At 43.2% G+C, this 18,750-nt stretch carries 16 protein-coding genes; 4 read left to right on the forward strand and 12 right to left on the reverse strand.

The window, feature by feature from the left end; translation table 11 throughout:
- Positions 1–21 precede the first annotated feature (21 nt).
- Both IEE84_RS08175 and IEE84_RS08180 read right to left on the reverse strand, forming a co-directional pair.
- Positions 22–1,230 carry an acetyl-CoA C-acetyltransferase gene (locus tag IEE84_RS08175; RefSeq protein ID WP_191113815.1) on the reverse strand — a complete coding sequence of 403 codons (1,209 nt, stop codon included), beginning with the start codon at positions 1,228–1,230 and terminating at the stop codon, positions 22–24.
- Between the two features lie 62 nt (positions 1,231–1,292).
- Positions 1,293–2,444, reverse strand: coding sequence for an acyl-CoA dehydrogenase family protein (locus IEE84_RS08180; RefSeq protein ID WP_191113816.1), 1,152 nt, complete (start codon positions 2,442–2,444; stop codon positions 1,293–1,295).
- Positions 2,445–2,822: 378 nt separating this feature from the next.
- Here IEE84_RS08180 and IEE84_RS08185 point away from each other — a divergent pair, with 378 nt between their 5' ends.
- Entirely contained in the window at positions 2,823–3,461 is a 639-nt protein-coding gene (locus IEE84_RS08185) for a TetR/AcrR family transcriptional regulator (RefSeq protein ID WP_191113817.1), read from the forward strand.
- Positions 3,462–3,640: 179 nt separating this feature from the next.
- Here IEE84_RS08185 and IEE84_RS08190 read toward each other — a convergent pair whose 3' ends face one another.
- From IEE84_RS08190 to IEE84_RS08210, 5 genes are all read right to left on the reverse strand, one after another.
- On the reverse strand, positions 3,641–4,276 hold the full coding sequence (locus IEE84_RS08190; protein ID WP_191113818.1) for a hypothetical protein: 636 nt from the start codon (positions 4,274–4,276) through the stop codon (positions 3,641–3,643).
- Between the two features lie 403 nt (positions 4,277–4,679).
- A complete protein-coding gene (acuI, locus tag IEE84_RS08195) occupies positions 4,680–5,663 on the reverse strand; it encodes an acrylyl-CoA reductase (NADPH) (protein ID WP_191113819.1) in 984 nt (327 codons plus the stop codon).
- Between the two features lie 80 nt (positions 5,664–5,743).
- Complete coding sequence (gene acuR / locus IEE84_RS08200) at positions 5,744–6,376, reverse strand: acrylate utilization transcriptional regulator AcuR (protein WP_191113820.1); 633 nt, start codon at positions 6,374–6,376, stop codon at positions 5,744–5,746.
- Between the two features lie 97 nt (positions 6,377–6,473).
- On the reverse strand, positions 6,474–7,058 hold the full coding sequence (locus IEE84_RS08205) for an alpha/beta hydrolase (RefSeq protein WP_191113821.1): 585 nt from the start codon (positions 7,056–7,058) through the stop codon (positions 6,474–6,476).
- Between the two features lie 57 nt (positions 7,059–7,115).
- Positions 7,116–8,030, reverse strand: a complete 915-nt coding sequence (locus tag IEE84_RS08210) for a hypothetical protein (RefSeq protein WP_191113822.1) — start codon at positions 8,028–8,030, stop codon at positions 7,116–7,118.
- Positions 8,031–8,766: 736 nt separating this feature from the next.
- Here IEE84_RS08210 and IEE84_RS08215 point away from each other — a divergent pair.
- The 3 genes from IEE84_RS08215 (at position 8,767) to IEE84_RS08225 (ending at position 13,914) form a co-directional block, all read left to right on the forward strand.
- Complete coding sequence (locus IEE84_RS08215) at positions 8,767–9,966, forward strand: sugar transporter (RefSeq protein WP_191113823.1); 1,200 nt, start codon at positions 8,767–8,769, stop codon at positions 9,964–9,966.
- 370 nt (positions 9,967–10,336) lie between these two features.
- Complete coding sequence (locus IEE84_RS08220) at positions 10,337–11,614, forward strand: YbfB/YjiJ family MFS transporter (RefSeq protein ID WP_191113824.1); 1,278 nt, start codon at positions 10,337–10,339, stop codon at positions 11,612–11,614.
- A gap of 413 nt (positions 11,615–12,027) precedes the next feature.
- Positions 12,028–13,914 (forward strand): autotransporter domain-containing protein, encoded by a 1,887-nt coding sequence (locus IEE84_RS08225; RefSeq protein WP_191113825.1) that lies wholly within the window; start codon positions 12,028–12,030, stop codon positions 13,912–13,914.
- 152 nt (positions 13,915–14,066) lie between these two features.
- Here the strand turns inward: IEE84_RS08225 and arfB are convergent, their stop codons facing one another.
- From arfB to IEE84_RS08250, 5 genes are all read right to left on the reverse strand, one after another.
- Positions 14,067–14,480, reverse strand: coding sequence for an alternative ribosome rescue aminoacyl-tRNA hydrolase ArfB (gene arfB / locus IEE84_RS08230; protein WP_191113826.1), 414 nt, complete (start codon positions 14,478–14,480; stop codon positions 14,067–14,069).
- Between the two features lie 357 nt (positions 14,481–14,837).
- Complete coding sequence (locus IEE84_RS08235) at positions 14,838–15,680, reverse strand: HpcH/HpaI aldolase/citrate lyase family protein (protein ID WP_191113827.1); 843 nt, start codon at positions 15,678–15,680, stop codon at positions 14,838–14,840.
- A gap of 344 nt (positions 15,681–16,024) precedes the next feature.
- Positions 16,025–16,789, reverse strand: a complete 765-nt coding sequence (locus IEE84_RS08240; protein WP_197707707.1) for an SDR family oxidoreductase — start codon at positions 16,787–16,789, stop codon at positions 16,025–16,027.
- 158 nt (positions 16,790–16,947) lie between these two features.
- Positions 16,948–17,730, reverse strand: coding sequence for an SDR family NAD(P)-dependent oxidoreductase (locus IEE84_RS08245; RefSeq protein WP_102078818.1), 783 nt, complete (start codon positions 17,728–17,730; stop codon positions 16,948–16,950).
- Positions 17,731–17,733: 3 nt separating this feature from the next.
- The gene (locus tag IEE84_RS08250) at positions 17,734–18,741 is read right to left on the reverse strand and encodes an NADP-dependent oxidoreductase (protein WP_191113828.1); all 1,008 of its coding nucleotides are present in this window, start codon (positions 18,739–18,741) and stop codon (positions 17,734–17,736) included.
- Positions 18,742–18,750: the final 9 nt, after the last annotated feature.

Here is an 18,750-nt window from a genome sequence, read left to right on the forward strand (position 1 = left end):
TCAGTCTATTTTAGAAAAAAATTAAACACGCTCGATAATAGTGGCAATTCCCATACCACCGCCTACACATAGCGTAATCATCGCGGTCTGTAGATCGCGTCGTTCTAGCTCATCAAGGACGGTCGTCATGAGCATCGCGCCAGTTGCTCCAAGCGGATGACCCATGGATATCGCACCACCGTTGACGTTGACGATATCAAACGAGATGCCAAAATCATCAGCAGTATTCATCGGCACAGCAGCGAAGGCTTCGTTGATTTCCCAAAGGTCTATGTCAGAGGCTTGCATGCCTGCTTTATCGAGGGCTTTTTGGCAAGCTGGCGTTGGACCTGTCAGCATAATGGCAGGCTCTGAGCCAATGACTGAGGCCATTGTGATCTTGGCGCGTGGTTTTAACCCTGCTTTTTGACCAGCCGCCGCGCTGCCAACCAAACAGATAGCTGCCCCATCAACGATGCCTGAAGAGTTACCCGCATGGTGTACGTGGTTTACGGTTTCAATCGTGGTATATCTGTCTAATATCACACTATCAAAGCCCATTTTGCCCGGCATAATAAAAGAAGGTTTTAGCCCAGCTAAGGTCTCGACATTGGTATTAGGACGGATAGTTTCATCTTTATCCAATAGCATCATGCCATTGATATCGGTGACAGGGACGACCGATTTATCATAATAGCCCTTCTCCCACGCCTGTGCAGCGCGGCGATGCGACTCGGTAGCAAAGGCATCGACATCACTACGACTAAAGCCTTTGAGCGTCGCGATGGTATCCGCGCCCACGCCTTGCGGTACGAAATGCGTGGCTTCATTGACCCGTGGATCCATGTACCAAGCACCACCATCAGATCCCATCGGCACACGGCTCATAGACTCCACACCGCCTGCCACTACCATGTCTTCCATACCTGACATGACTTTGGCAGCAGCTAAATTAATAGACTCTAGACCAGAGGCACAAAATCGAGATAAGGTAAGACCTGCCACACTTTGCGCCCAGCCAGCGTCAATAACGGCAATACGGGCAATATCAGAGCCTTGCTCACCCACTGGCGTCACACAGCCAAGTACCACATCATCGACCAAACTGGTATCCAAGTTGTGGCGCTGTTGCATTTCTTTTAGTAAAGTTCGCGTCAGCCAAATCGGTGATGCCTGATACAAAGAGCCATCTTTTTTGCCTTTGCCACGTGGCGTGCGAATGGCATCATAAATGTAAGCGGTCTCAGTCATAAAAAATCCTTTTTTTATTTTTTAAATAAACAATAGTTATTGTAGTCTTATAATATAAGCGTCTACATAAAGCGTGAAGCCAGCTCTTTCATAATCTCATTGGTGCCGCCATAGATTTTTTGCACGCGCGCATCGGCATATAAACGTGCGATAGGATACTCTGTCATATAGCCATAGCCACCAAACAGCTGCACGCATTCGTCGATGACTTCGCACTGTTTTTCGGTGACCCAATATTTGATTAATGAGGCATGCGGTACAGACAGTTTGCCATCTAACATCGCATCGACTGCTGCATCACACATGGTACTGGCAGCGAGATAATCGGCATAGCATTCCGCCATCTTAAAGCGCGTGTTTTGAAACTTCCAAATAGGTTTACCAAAGGCTTCACGGCCTTTTACGTAATCTAAAGTTAAATTGATCGCCAGCTTCATCGAGCCAACCCCAGATAATGCAATGATTAAGCGCTCACGCGGCAGCTCCTGCATCATCTGGATAAAACCCATACCTTCTACCGTGCCGAGCAGGTTAGTTTGTGGCACACGTACATTGCTAAAGAACAACTCTGAGGTATCCTGCGAGGTCAGACCAATCTTATCTAGGTTACGTCCACGCTCAAACCCTTCTACTTTGTCCGTTTCTACGATAATAAGTGAGACACCTTGCGCGCCTTTTTCACGGTCTGTTTTGCACGCTAATAGGATAAGATTGGCATGCTGACCATTAGTAATAAAGGTCTTAGAGCCATTGATAATATAATCATCACCGTCTTTTACTGCATAGGTTTTGATGTTTTGTAGGTCGGAGCCAGTGCCAGGCTCGGTCATGGCGATAGCGCCGATATATTCGCCCGTTGCCATTTTTGGTAGCCACGCTTGTTTTTGCTCTTCAGTACCGTGGTCTAAAATATAAGGCGCGACAATGCCCGAATGCACCATACCGCCAAATCCCGATTGATTGGCCTCAGTCTGTGCGTAGATGAGCGCCGCTTCGTGACCGAAATCGCCGCCGCCGCCGCCATATTCAGCTGGTATCGCTGCACACAAGAACCCCATCTCGCCCGCCTCTTCCCACGCAGCGCGATCAATCATGCCATTCTTGCGCCACTGCTCATCTTTAGGATCCCAAGATTGAAACATTTTTAAGGCGCTGTCGTGCACCATCTGATGCTCTTCGGTCATCCAGTTTGGGGTGAACTTTTCGATACTCATGATGTCTATCCTTGACAAGGTGGAGTGAATAACAACTATATAGTCAAGTCTATATAAATCCGCTACATCGTCATCCTCGCTCAGCATACTAATGTATAACTTGCACTCGGTTTCCTTGTATCGAAATTATATTGAACTGACTATATCTAAGCCATTTTGTAAATTATGGTAATTTATATTACCATTATATATATACGATAAATTCTTTGTATTTATTAATATATGAGTCTTATACTAGGCTACGAAAAACCACTTCGCAATCAATTAAATAAAAATGGTAATTTACATTACTTGTTAATTTAATCATGTTAAATTATCGAGTAAATTATTTAACTGGTAGGACGTATCAAATAGCCAATACTTTAAGAAGCGATAAATATGGAAACCTTTAATCAGTCAGATAGCCTCACGCAAACTCGATCTCTAGCGCCCCTATCCGATATGCGGCCCGCAACTTTGGATAAAATTGAACAGGCCGTTCGTAAAGTCTTTGCAGGATTTGACGCTAATGAGGTGACGATGGCGCAGATTGCAAAGTCTGCCAACGTCTCTTTGCAAACGCTCTACAAGTATTTCGGAGACAAGCAAACGCTGTTTTATACCATTATGGATATTGTGCTAGGCAGATTAGCCGCTCGAATTATGGATCATCTGCAAGGGATTGATAGCGTACAAGATCGTCTACGTAAGACGTTGTGGGTCTGCTTTGATTTTGTAGACTCGCATCCAGATGCGGTGATGGTGCTGTCTTCTGTCTCGGCCTCGCGTATACGTAATATCGCGATCTATGAAAACAAAGAGCTAATTGGCGCGTTTTTGGCGGTATTAGAAGATGGGCAAAATCGTGGGGTGCTTAATGACACCGTTCCACTGCACATACTGTTCGATGTGTTTATGGGGTTTATCAGTCGACTTGGTTTAATGCATACCATTCGCCAAACAGAAACACCGTTAAATGCAGAGTTTGATGCGCTATTTGTGATTTTATGGCGCGCCATCTCTAAACCTGAAGCTTAAAGCTTAAAGCTTAAAATGAATTTTATAAAACTGATATTTAGCAGTGTTTGATTCTTAAAAGATAACCTAACGTAAAAAACCCCACGATAAAGTGAGGCTTTTTTATATTTTTTTTCAGTCAATATGATTATTCAATCAATGTAATTAACAGCTCGTGCTGCTTATACACTCAAAGCTTTTTAGATACTGCTAGACTTTGGCAATCCATACTCTGCATGATCGACCACATGGTTGTTTTGTTCAATAGTCAGTCGATAGCCTTTGATAATACCGTCGTATGGCAAACTGCCCTCATACTGCTGATAATGCTCGCAAATGCTGTCTTGAATCACTGATTTACGTGCAGCATCGTCTAATTTGGCAAAACCGCTAGGCAGATGTACTTGCGCAAAACGTGAAGCCGCGCCACGAGACATCCAATTGTCAGCACTCGTAAATGTGAAATTTACTTCCGCTCGTAAGCTATATCTGGGTAACGTATCAGAATAATTTGCCAAGTCATATTTAATCTGCGCAATATCTTCTGCGAATGGCTGATACGGTATCTCAAGCACGGCAAACAGTTTTGCCAAAAACTCATCAGCGGTAAAGTGTTTGTCCATATAGCTACCATCAAGCCCAAGGAATTTGCTCGACAGTACATGGCGCAGGCGGTCATAGGCAGGTATGGTATGTTTAAGAGGATAGCCCATTTGCTTGACGATATCTTGCGGGCGCAGCTCAAGCGACTCTATTTGATTGATAATATATTGCGCTAGAGAATGGCGTGGGTGATAACGACGGGTATATTTAGATGGGTTAGCAATGTGGCTCATGATATTGAACACCTTAGACTCCTGTTACTCCGACGAAAAAGTATGATATACGCCCAAATAGGCAAAAAATCAGGCACAAATGAGGTTGTCGGAGTACAGGCTCATGCGCTTTACCAGAGTTGTTTTATATCGTGCTGGAAGTTGCAAGGTTTGTCACGCCGCCATGAGACTATTGTCATGGTCGGCGATAACAAAACTGTTAAACCCACGATAGTTCGTTCAACGATGATAGCACATCAGATGACAAAAAATAAATACCGATATTTGTGACCGTTTGTGAATAATTTTTTTTCACTTTGATCATTCAATCTTAGACGTTTCGATGTACCATTTATTCATGTGCTAACACGAGGTTCAACATCGAAATATTAAGGTTGAAGTATTAAAAGTTATGCTTGATAGCCTAACGATTGACATCAACGACTATTCGACCACGAACCTTGCCATCCAATAACTCGCTTGCTGTCGGAATGACTTCGCTTAGACCAATCTCTCTGGTGATTGCATCCAATTGCGTCATATCCAAACTTGTACTCAAACGCTGCCATGCTTCTACACGCTCATCATAAGGTCGTGTCACACTATTGATACCAAGCAAACTGACACCGCGTAAAATAAATGGCGCAACAGTAGCAGGGAAATCCATGCCTTGAGCCAGTCCACAAGTAGCGACTAAACCATCTTCATACGTACTGGCACAAACGTTGGCCAGCGTATGACTACCAACAGAATCAATTGCGGCAGCCCATTTCTCCTTACCAAGTGCACGTCCCGGACTATTCAACTCTGCTCGGTCAATGATCGTCGTTGCACCAAGGCTTTTTAAGTATTCTGCTTCCTCTAGGCGACCCGTAGAAGCCGTGACAGAGTAGCCTTGGTTTGCTAAAAGTGCGATGGCAAAGCTACCAACACCGCCATTAGCACCCGTCACCAATACTTCGCCACGCTCTGGTGTCAGTCCATTACGCTCTAACGCGATCAAGCAAAGCATCGCAGTATATCCTGCCGTACCTATTGCCATTGCTTGACGTTCAGTCATCGATTCAGGGAGCAGGATAAGCCAGTCACCGTTTAATCGCGCTTTTTGTGACAGACCGCCCCAATACTTCTCACCCACACTCCAACCATTTAACAACACCTTGTCGCCAGCTTTGTAGCGAGGATGGCTGCTTGTTTCGACAGTGCCCGCTAAATCAATCCCTGGAACCATGGGGAATGTGCGTACCACAGGACTACGACCCGTGATAGCCAGTCCATCTTTATAATTGAGCGTGCTATATGCCACACGAACTGTGACATCGCCTTCTGGCAATTGTGTATCCTGTATCTCTGTCAGATTAGACTGATAAACATCATCATTTTTTTCAATTAATATTGCATTGAACATAGTAGCTCCTATTTAGACCAATCGTCTATAAATGAGTAAAAAATAATTTAGACCAGTCGTCTAAAAATATAGATAAAAAATTACTTCTGTATTCCTGCTACAAAACCTCGGAAAAAAGTATCTAATGGACCGACATCTTGCACCAACTTAGCACGCAGAACCGCACCTTCCCAACCGATCCAAAAAAAAGCAGCCAGCTCATCACAATCACTATTAGGATGTATTTGTCCTTGTTGTATTGCAAGACGCAAGCAAGCCGCTAAACGCTTTTGCCAATCAAGCAGTATGTTTTCTAACTCACAACGAAAACTCTCAGGCAACACGACAATCTCTTGACCTAAGTTGCCTACTAAGCAGCCGCGTCGAAATTCATGCTTGATCATTCCCGACTTAGCATCTTCAACAAAGTCACTAATACGCTGCATGGGAGATACTTGCTCATTCAAAAAACAATGATCTAGCTTGCGAGCGAAATACAACGCGTATTGCCGCAATACCTCCTGTCCAAATGCTTCTTTGTTTTTGAAGTAATTATAGAAAGAACCCTTAGGCACATTGATACGTTTGAGTATGGCATCGATACCAGTGGTCGCAAAACCTTGCTCTGTCAGCATCTCCATCCCAGATCTCAAAAGAGCTTCACGGGTATCCGTAAACTCGCGTTCAACATTGGGTGGACGCCCTCGACGGGCTTTTGGCTTAGTAATCGTCATGCACAAATATTATGACCGATCGTCTTTAATGTCAATCAATTATTTTTAGCGGTCTATTTATCCATCAGTCGCGACAGTTTTTTGACTGCCCTTGCTATTAGTCTTCACCATGATATGTTGCCTCATCCATCCAAACGATGGGATCTTCGCACAGATGAGTTACGTGATACCAAATATCACTACTACGAGCGATACGGTGATGACCGCCTGCAAAATAATCGACGTCCCAGCTATCAGGTAGATTCACTAAGGTTCGTCTAGCCACTGCCACATCAAGACTTTCATCATCGACTTCTACCATCACCCGCACCATCTCGGTATTGGTCGTGGGAAAAGACAGCTTCATATCAGCCACTACTGGGATACGGTCAGCCAATACCTCATTTGGATAGATACAAGGCGCAATCAATAGCGCGTGCAAGTTATATTTATGGGCAAAATGATTGGCAAACCAGCCGCCAAGCGAATGCCCTGCCAACACCACACGCGGATACCGTGCGATTTTCTCACGAATCAAAGCATCATAAATCTCAAATATTTCTGCAAAACTCTCTCGATAATTGACCGTTTGGCAATATTTAGGCTCACGTGTGATACAGGTATATTTACTGGTCTCATTGCTTAAATCAAGGCCATGAAAAAACAATAAAAACGTATCTTTATTTTCGATAGGACACATCATAAGGTTCTCCTTTTTTAATCATTATTTAGGTTTACTCTTGGTAATTTAGTTTATAAATTAAACTGGTTTTTGGGTGGCAACCTGCGCTTGGTACAAGCTTAAAAGCTCCTCACAAGCCTGCATTGAGATATTTTTTGCAAAACCTTCGTTAAACCAAAAATCATAAACCGCTTGAACAACGGCTTTTACCGCTTTCGCATTTTCTGGCTTTTGTTCTATTAGTTTCATCGCAATGTCTTGTGCTTGTATATCCGACTCACTATAGGGCGCGCTCCAGCCCACGCCATAACGATAAAGCACATCATTGATTGCCAATATGAATATAGCATTGGACACCCCAAATGAACCGATAAGCCTGTCAAGCATTGCACAGCGCTCTTCATAAATACTGATCTCTATCGGCATATCAGCCCGCTCAGACAGACAATCACAACTCACCATGTGCGAGGGTTGACTAAAATCATCCCATAGCAATGGATAAGTTCCGCGAATCCCGCCTTTTTCCACTACATTAAATTGCCAGATCACATAATGAGTATCTGGCCCCTTATAAGGCACATGTACGAACCACTGCATCATCACATCACTGTCATACATGATATGAGTACTACCAATTCGCACACCCTGCTTAGGCAGTACATCCTGATATACGCTATTTATATCATCACTATAGAACTTTACTTTACGTAAGTTTTCATCACTGGTATCGCCTAACTTCGCTCGTGCTTCGTTTATATTTCGATAGGGTTTAAAGGGTGCTACCCATCTGAGCGGCTCATCCGTATTGTTCACAAAGTAAATATCATCTTCATAACTGTCTATAGAAACCGTTTCGAGGTAAAACAATGGCTGTTTTCGTATTCGGCCTTTCTCATCATTTGCCAGTGCCGTTATACCAGATAGCTTTGAGCCATCCGACCACTTAAAGTTATCTAACCGTTTTTGCTCAAACTGATACGTTAATGTCGTCATATTTATATCCTTATTATTTTGATTTCGGTTTGCATGTCGCTTTATTTTTATTGTCTGGTCTGAGTGCTGATTTCAAGCCAGCCGAGTCTATTCGCCATTGTTTAAATGACGTCATTATCTATAAAGTTGAGTAAATTAATCGACTTGGTAAGGTAGTAATTTTTAATTCTGATAGACTTTTTAGCCACAGTTTTTCGCTGTTACATTGCTAATATTTTTGCAACGCCAACGAGCTTTTTTCTGCTAGGTTTTTTATTTATTAATAAATATAATTTTTTGGGTTTGTACAGGCGTAGAAGTTTAGGACTAAACGTAAATAACACTACTAGAAAGACTTCGCTAAAATAGCGTTTCAAAAACTTAGTTAAGAAGTGAAGCGTTGCGCTCCGAGGGTTAACTGGTTTTTATCTCATGTCATTTTGCCTGACCTAATAACTATAGTATAAGCTCACATAAAAATAAAGCTGTTTAAAACCTTCTACGACAACTGGTGTCGCTTTTCTTTAAATGAATTGTAGTTTAGTCATTAGCAAGTATCCCAACGCATTAAATATGATTAACGATAGTTTCATATTACTCAAGTATCCTCAATAAACGTCCAATTAACAATCCTTATCAAAAAACACCTTTCACGATTGATGTTAGCTTGCTATCTTGCCTCGCAAACCTTGTATTCTAATTAAGCCTGCCCCACTTTGACCTATCACACGTAGTATTCGCATCTGTATTGGATTTTATGACACATAACCTTGAGGCCAGCTCAAACGCTCGCCGAACTCAGTATTTTCAAGTATTTTTGATGGGCGTTAGTGCCTTTATTATGAACACCACAGAATTTGTCCCTGTGGCCCTGTTGAGCGATATTGCCCAAGACTTCTCTATTACGGCGGCAGAGACTGGCTGGATGTTGACACTCTATGCTTGGATTGTCGCAGCAATGTCATTGCCACTAATGCTATTGACCAGTCGATTTGAGCGCAAGCGCTTGCTCTTGGGGCTTTTTGCCGTATTTATTGCCAGTCACGTACTTTCCGTATTTGCATGGAGCTTTGATGTGCTGCTCATTAGTCGAGTGGGGATTGCTTTATCGCATGCGATATTTTGGTCGATCACAGCTGCTATCGCGATACGCGTCGCACCTGAAGGCAAAAAAGCCATGGCGCTTAGCGTACTGGCGACGGGTACGTCGTTAGCAATGGTACTGGGTGTACCACTGGGCCGTTTAGTCGGACAATGGTTTGGTTGGCGGGCTACATTTGGCGGTATTGGCGTCATTGCCTTAATTGTATTTATTCTACAAGCGAGACTCTTACCAACGCTACCTAGTATGTTTGAAGGGTCTTTTAGAAAGATTCCAGAACTCCTCAAAAATCCCTTATTGGTCTGTCTGTACCTGCTTATCTTATTGGTCTTTACAGCGCACTATACGGCTTATTCTTATATAGAACCATTCATGCGCCAAGTCGGTAATATCAGTGAAAACGCTGCAACTTTTGTACTGTTATTATTCGGTGCAGCTGGAATTGTAGGCAGTGTTATTTTCAGTCGGTGGGGCGATCGGTTCAATACCAGATTGATGCTAATATCGACCATACTGATGCTCGTGTCTATGCTTGCGCTGTTGCTAGCAGTGACCTCTGTATGGGCGCTCAGCTTTATCGCCTTACTGTGGGGCGCGGCACTCATGCTACTTATTATCTCAATGCAGGCCAAAGTCATCATGGTCGATGTCAATGCGCAAGACATGCTGATGTCGATGTTCTCAGGTATTATTAATTTAGGAATTGGTACGGGTGCGCTATTTGGTGGTTATGCCGTCACGCACATTTCACTATCTAGCGTAGGGTACACAGGTGCGGCTATCGCAGTTGTGGCATTATTCTTAATGCTATTTATGATCAAACGTTTTCCTGAATTGAGTAAGCGACTTGGCTAGCTAATAAGCCTATATTGAAGGATAGCCAAAAAATAGCAGTCGGGAAGGAATCGTCAGAGAACAATAAGCAGAATGCCAGCCATATAAATGGGCTGGCATTTTCTTTATGCGTGAATACAACACTGTAGCCTATGAATCATAACGATGATTGCTTAGATACTCATTGAACGAACGTTCAGCTACAGTTATACTAATTTTATTGGACATAAGTATGCTTAGGCTATAAGTATATTTAATAAAGGACTGATAGGGATTAAGCACAAAAGGATGGGTGTGAAATGGATACTATTCAAAACAAGGAAGTCATTGCCTACGATTTAAATTTAGTGACGATATATATTGCGAATTTTCAACTTGTTGGAGATTCGTGATGCCTGATGGAATGACTCAACAAGACAGTCCAGATCAAAGAAATCATGATAACACTGCGCCTCTTAAGCTAGGCAGATTACATTACGCTTGGATCGTTGCTGCAACAGGCTCTGTAGCAATGTTCTGCGGACTAGGATTGGGACGATTCGCATTTGGCATGTTACTGCCATCCATGTCATCCTCTTTAGGATTAAATTATACTCAAAGCGGAATCTTGGGATTCACTAACCTAATAGGATATCTCGTTGCGGTGCTTTTAAGCCATTTTATGCTGCCTCGGTTGGGTACTCGAACGACTGCGACGGCAAGCCTTCTCTTGATTACAGTCTCTATGCTTGGTATGGCTTTTACCACCAGTTTTCCAATACTTTGCGCACTCTATGTGCTGACGGGTATTGGTAGCGGCGGCGTAGTCTTACCAATGATGAGCGTCATGTCGCATTGGTTTTTTCCTTCACACCGCGGGCTTGCTCTAGGACTGGTCATGGCTGGGCCTGGATTTGGTATCATTTTATCGGGCTTTGTCGTACCCAAACTCTTACCTATCTCTACTCTACTGTCTTGGCAGACAGGTTGGCTAATTTTTGCCGTGATTAATATTGCGGTGGCTTGGCTTACTTTCGCTTTGATTCGCAATCATCCAGACGATGTCAGCCAAAGCCCTTTTGGGCGCGCACCTACCTTACCTGTTAAAAATAAGAAAAAGCTAGAACGTAGCAATATTAAGCTGCTCGTACATTTAGGTGTCATCTTTGCTATTTATGGTGCTACTTATATGGTTTACGTTACCTTCATCGTGACCAGCATGGTTGGCTCGTATCAATTAAGTGAAGCAGCTGCTGGTAGTGTTTGGGCATGGATTGGACTGCTTAGCATGTTTTCAGGGATGTTATTTGGCTGGATTTCTGACCATATTGGTAGACGCCTTGGTCTGGCGCTGGCTTTTTTCTTTCTAGCCATCGCTTATCTGCTAGTCGGACTGACTGATTGGAGTTTGGGACTATATTTGTCCATTATCTTGTTTGGTTTAGTAGTGTGGAGTGTGCCTGTCATTATGGCAGCTTCTGCAGGCGATTATTTCGGTCCTGCGGCGGCGGCAAGTGCACTCGCAGCGCTGACTTTTGCTTTTTCAGGTGGACAGGCTCTCGGGCCAGTGGCAGCAGGCTATCTCGCAGAAGTCACTGGTGACTTTAGTATTAGTTATATGATATCTGGTATCGCAGCTTTTGTAGCGCTTGGACTTGCCTTATTATTGCGTCCACAAAAACAAGCTTAATTCCAGTCTCTATAGTATTGATACTCCTAACTATACTTTGCTCTTGCTGCCAGTGACATCTGTATACGCATTTGGCCTGATTATCTTATTATGGAGTGCTGAGTTTATACTATATATAATTGGGCAGTTACTTGGGTTAAACAAGCAATATCAATAGATAAGTCTTATACTTTTTAATAAAAACAACTTAATAAAAATCAGTTGCTTACAGCATAATTACATAGAAGGAAACAAAATATTATGTGAGCGAGACAGTATGATTTTTTAATACTTACTCTCCCTTTTTTATGCTCTAAAAACTTGTTTAAATAAGGCAATATTCTTGCAATTTTGCAATCAAAACGATTGCTAGCTTTCTAAAAAGTGGTTACACTCGATTGACAAACTATTACATTGATGACAAGGAAGTCGCTATGCCTCGTAATACCTCACGTTCTAAAATTAGCCATACCACTCTTAAAACTTTTACCAAAAGCATGCTTGCTATCAGCCTATCTATCGCTGGTATTTCTCACGCAAATGCTTATGACAGTGTCACCTTTTTCGGTGACAGCCTGACCGATGGGGGCTATTTTAGTCAAGTTGTACCAGGTCCTGCTCAGTTTACCACCAACCCTGACAACACCTGGGCAACCTCATTCGCTGAGCAGCTAGGTACCACAGCTGTTCCCGTTGTCTATCTTGGAAATCAAACTGGTAACAACTACGCTATCGGCGGTGCAAGAGCAGGCGAAGAAGCGCTTTTCCCTGGTGGTATTCCTATTGCTTCTGCCAATAGCCAAGTTGATAGTTATCTCGCTAATAACACAGTAGACCCTAACGGACTCTATGTCGTATGGGCAGGGGCAAATGACCTGCTTGCTGCAGGTGAAGCTGAAAATCCTGCTAGTGCCCAAGCGACCATACTAGGTGCAGTAGCTAGCCAAACCGAAACGATTAAAGCACTAAAGGACAATGGTGCCAAATATATCTTGGTACCTAATATCCCTGATGTCGGTCTAACCCCTAGATTCACTCCAGACCCTGGTCTTGAAGGTCAAGATCTTATAGATGCGTTGACAGCCCAAGCATCTGCAACTGGTGCAGCCAGTCTCTACAATCAGTTTATGCTTAGTGGCGTCGCAGGTACTGGGGCAAATATCATACCGCTCGATGTGTTTAGCTTATCAAAAGCGATAATTTCGTCACCTACTCAGTATGGTTTTACTAATGTCACCGATGAGGCTTGTGGAGATGCCAGCTCTCTCACTTGCGGCCGTGATACTCTTGTAGAAACAAATGCCAACGAAACCTACTTTTTCGCTGATGGCATTCACCCGACCGGTCAAGCGCATCAAATGATCGCCGACTATGCAAATGCTGTTGTCACTGCGCCTAGCTTAATCGGTGTACTGCCTCATATTGCAACGACAACCGGACTTGCAACCAATGAGCGCTTACAGTCACACATCAATCAAATTCAAAGCAGTGAGCAAAAACCTGCTCGTACACTATGGGCCGTCGGTGAAGTGGCCAATCAAGAAATTGCAGGGTTTGATGGTGATAATAATACTCAAGTATTGCTTGGTGTGGATTTTGCTCATCCTAACTCAGCAAATGCAGTGACAGGCTTATACGGCAACATCACTCAGAAAGACTTTGAAAACTCAGACGTTGGCACAGGTTTGAGTGATATTGATCTGGGAGAAGTTGGTTTTGGTGTCTATCACAGCAACAAATTTGGTGGTTTACAGATCAATGGTGCTGCAGGATTTGGCAACATGGATGTCGATGTCACACGTGCTGTGACACTAGGCAGTAACCAACAGCAGTTTAAGTCAAATGCTGATGGCAAGCGCTTTTATGCCAACTTGCAGGCAGGCTATCCGATGCAAGTGAGCAATATTGCTGTCACGCCTTATATCGGTGCAACAGCGAGCCGCGTAAAAATTGACGGACTCAAAGAAAAAGAGATGTCTGGCATTGCTATGCAGTTCGATGAGCAGAAATACTCTACGACATATGGCAAGCTTGGTCTCAAAGCCAATCATAGCTTGATGGAGAACCTTAACTTATTTGGTGATATTCATTACCAAAAGCAGCTGAGTGATAATCGCGAAGCAGTAACCGCACGTTTGAATACGCTACCAAATATCAGCTTTGAGACGCCTATGGTCGAAACTGATGATGATAACGTTGCTATGACACTTGGCCTATCTAGAAGCTTTGGTCTATTGAATGCCAACGCTGGTGTCACACATTCACAAGGTAATGACGATGACTCAACCAGCCTATTTGTTGGACTTAATGGTGCATTCTAAATAAGTATTTAATATAGAGTAATGGTATAGGTGATAATTAATCGCCTATACCATTCTAAATTCAAAAAAACCTCATAGCCTATTACAGCTTTTGCTCTATAAGTTTTCTACTGCACAACTTCTCAACGACAAAACCTAATATCAGAAACTCTCTAAAAATCCACTTTACCGCGCAAAGCCTTTGTCTTACCGCGCTGGGTCTTTTTATCCACCCGTTTACGTTTGGCATTTCTGCTTGGCTTGGTAGGCCTTCTCGTTTTATTCACGTGAGTGGCTTTGGCAATAAAACTTTGCAAACGTTCAAGCGCATCTATTTTATTGCGCTCTTGCGTTCGAAACTGCTGCGCCTTGATAATTAGCACGCCTTCCTTGGTTATTCGGCTATCTTTGCTATTTAGCAGTCGCTGCTTGTACTCATCGCTCAGACTTGAGTTGTTGATATTAAAACGCAGGTGAATGGCAGAAGATACTTTGTTGACATTCTGCCCACCTGCGCCTTGCGCTCGTATGGCGCTGATCTCTACCTCATTATCATTGAGGCTAATATTATTATTAATGAAAATCATAGTTTGCTTTTATCGAATATGAATAGATATGGTTTATGATAAAGCATTATATAGTCAATCCTATATAAATTAGGTACGGTGTCAGTCTCGCTTAGTATACTGCTTGTAATACTTCTACTCGGCTTTCTAGGGCGTGTCCTCGTTTTAAAAATGGTGATAAAAATGAGATAAATCGCAGTCAAACAAGGAAAATAGCGCAGATAATATCGAGATATTAGTCAGCTATTTGACGCCATTTGGCAAGATTTAGCCATTTTTAACCCATTTAGATAACTATCGATTGAATTGAGGACACGCCCTAGTATCCAAATTATATTGAACCGACTGCTTATATTTAACTGAATATGGATTGGTCTGCTACTTTGCCAACAGTTGACGACTGCGCTCAATCACTGGCGCATCTACCATCTCGCCATCTATTTTGAATACTGCCTGCCCGCTCCGCTTATATTCTTCAATCACACGCTGTGCAAATAACAAGGCCTCATCTGTTGGTTGCAATGTTTGTTGGACAACTGCCACTTGCTTGGGATGGATACATAGCATTCCTGACATCCCCATTTGTGACCATAGCTGTACTCGCTCGCTCAGTCCAACTTCATTGTTGAAGTCAGGATAAATGGTATCGATGGGTGGCGATAATTGGTGCACTTTTGACGTCAGGATTAGTTGATAGCGAATTTGATTGGCGATGATATCTGCGGCAGGCGTTCCTACTTGTACTTGCAAATCATTGCACAGATCTAAAAATCCATAACTAAACGCGGCTAGCCCGACTGCTTTTGCCATACTATCGATTTGATATAATCCAATCGCACTCTCAATCAGTGCAATCACAGGTAAATTGGTAAGCTGATGCACGCTTTCTATATCATCTATTTGCTCGGCTTTAGCCAATAACACGCCAGCCAAATTAGGCATCTTCTGACAAAGCACGATGTCTTTGAAAAATTCTTCGCTACCTGCCTTATTAATACGCACCCAAATTGGCTGATAATCTGCACTATCATAATATTGTTGTAATGCTTCGCGTGCGGATGCTTTATCCTCTGGCGCAACGGCATCCTCTAAATCCACAATAACCGCATCTGCACCACTAGCAAAGGCTTTCGCTACTCTATCGATGCGAGTCGCTGGCACAAACAGCCATGTTTTATTTTGAGAAATCGTATTTATTTTATTGTGGATAATTGAATCCATGCGTGACTCCATCATATTGTCCAAGTAGCTATTAGCATATTTATTATGCCACTATACAGCTGATGCTCATTTAAAATTAGCAATTTATTCGATAGTGCAAAACCAAGATTACTTAGACACTCCATCAAAAACCCAAATCAAAAAAACCGCATGAAATAATTATTCATGCGGTTCTTGAGTCTCATGCAGTTTTAAACAATTACTTTCTTATCTAACCTATGTCTTATAGTCGATTCAATTTAAAAGTAGTACAAGGCAACCGAGTGTAGATGTATATGTAATACTTCAAGCGAGGTTAACGCTGTAATACTTTTTATAGTGGAATGACTATATAGATTATCTAATTAAGCTAGCATGCCACCATCGACAACGATAGTCGCGCCTGTGGTATAGCTTGAGGCATCCGACACTAGATACAATACCGTACCAGCCATTTCATCAGGTTCAGCCACACGTCCTAGCGGAATTGAGTGTAGCGCCATTTTTAAGACTTTATCATTGGTCGTCAATGCAGAGGCAAACTTAGTATCCGTCAAACCTGGCAATAGCGCATTAACACGGATGTTAAGTGGGCCACATTCTTTAGCAAATGCTTTGGTCATGCTAATGACTGCCGCTTTGGTAATTGAGTAGATACCTTGCTTATCGCCTGCTACTAAGCCGTTAACCGATGCGGTATTCAAGATGACACCGCCACCCTGCTCTTTCATCATTTTGCCAGCGGCCGTCGACATAAAGAAGTAACCACGGATATTAACTTCAACCGTTTTATCAAAGGCGGCTAAATCCGTATCCAAGATATGGCCATAGTAAGGGTTGGCTGCAGCGTTATTGACTAAGATATCGATTTGACCAAACTCACTTTTGATATGCTCAAAAATTGCGTCAATTTGCTCCATGTCTCCTACGTGACAAGCAAAAGCACTAGCCTTATGACCGTCAGCTTTGATGCTATCAGCGACTGCTTGGCAAGCATCGATTTTGCGGCTAGATACGATAACGTGTGCGCCTCTTGATGCCAATAGACGGGCAATAGACTCACCAATACCACGGCTAGCACCAGTTACTAGAGCAACCTTACCGGTTAAATCAAATAAATCTTTCATCATTATTCCTTATATTTTTATAAACTTTATATTTTCGATAATTTTTGAGCGCTAAATTCATGTATCTAAAATCAGATAACTGAACGCAGATAATCGCTGTCATAACTAACAGCGATTATCGAGCACTAATGAACTGAACAAAGAGCGCTCAACTATTACGGTTACGCTAGCATACCACCATCTAAGGTGAAGGCATGACCATTCATAAAGCTGCTTTCATCACTGGCAAGCCACGCAATAGCACTAGAGATTTCACTGACGTTTCCTAGGCGGCGCAGTGGACTGGCCTTTATCGTTGCTTGCTGCGTACGCTCATCCATGGTTGCCATAGTATTGCGAACCATTGGCGTATCAATGAAGCTTGGGCATACAGCGTTAAAACGAATATTGGCGCGAGCATACTCATGGGCGGCAGACTTGGTCAGACCCATGACCCCATGTTTAGCCGCACTATAGGCTGAAATCATAGGCGCTGAACGCAAACCTGCAATAGAGGCGACGTTGATCACATGACCACCGCCATTAGGTATCATACAATTTACCGCAGCACGCATACAGTGCCAAACGCCTTTTAAATTCACGGCGATATTACGATCAAAGTCGTCATCGCTTAGCTCGTGCATTGGCGAAGGCTTGTGATCGATACCAGCATTGTTTACCACAACATCTAGGCCACCAAGCGTTTCTACTGCAAAATCAAACAACGCACGCACTTCATCACCACTGGTCACGTCCACTTTTTTGAAGACGATACTGTTGCCAGCATCTTGACCTTGTTTGGCAACCGCTTCGCCCATTTCTTCTGCCATATCACCAATGACGACTTTTGCGCCGCGACTGGCTAGCAACAACGCACTTGCTGCACCGATGCCTGATGCACCGCCCGTGATCAAAATTCGTTTGCCAGCTACATCTGATGCAATTCCATTTGTATTCAGTGTCATGATCTATCCCTCTACCTTAAGTACTAGTTTGCCGAAATTTTCACCGTTAAAGAGCATCATCAAAGTATCAGGGAACGTCTCGATACCTTCAACGATATGGTCTTTTACTTTCATATCACCTGACTGAATCCAGCCAGCAATCTCTTTCATAGCGATTGGATATTCTTTGATATTATCGAATACTACGATGCCTTCCATGCGAGCACGATTGACCAATAATGATAAATAGTTCGATGGGCCTTTTACTGCTGTGGTGTTGTTATATTGGCTGATAGCCCCGCAAATAACGATACGCGCATGTAGATTAATCTGGGTAAGCACGTCATTTAAGATATCACCGCCTACGTTGTCAAAGTACACATCGACGCCGTCTGGACAGGTTTTCTTTAGGGCTTTTTTCACATCTTCGTTTTTGTAATCAATCGTCGCATCAAACCCAAGCTCATCGACCAAGAACTTGCATTTCTCAGCACCGCCCGCGATACCAACGACACGGCAGCCTTTAATTTTGGCAATCTGACCAACCAAGCTACCAACCGCACCAGCAGCTCCTGATACCACTACCGTTTCGCCTGCTTTTGGCTGACCCGTTTTTAGGAGACCGAAATACCCTGTCATCCCTGGCATACCGAGTACGCCTAAGTAATAAGACAGCGGCGCTAGATTTGGATCAACTTTATGTAGACCTGTGCCATCACTGACGGCATAGGATTGCACGCCATCGTGACCTGCGACATAGTCACCTACTGCAAATTTCTCATGCTTACTTTCAATCACTTCACCCACAGTACCGGCGCGCATAACTTCACCAATTTGTACTGGCGCGATATAAGATTTGGCATCGTTCAACCAACCACGCATCGCCGGATCGATAGAGATGTATTCAACCTTAATCAGTAGCTGACCATCGGTAATCGTCGGTATTTCTGTCTCGGTATAATCCCAAGTTTCAGCGCTTGGCTCGCCTACTGGTCTTGCTTTTAGGCGCCATTGTTTGTTTATCGTTGTCATGTCTCTTTC

The sequence above is a fragment of the Psychrobacter sp. 28M-43 genome, assembly GCF_014770435.1.
Classification (GTDB): Bacteria; Pseudomonadota; Gammaproteobacteria; order Pseudomonadales; family Moraxellaceae; genus Psychrobacter.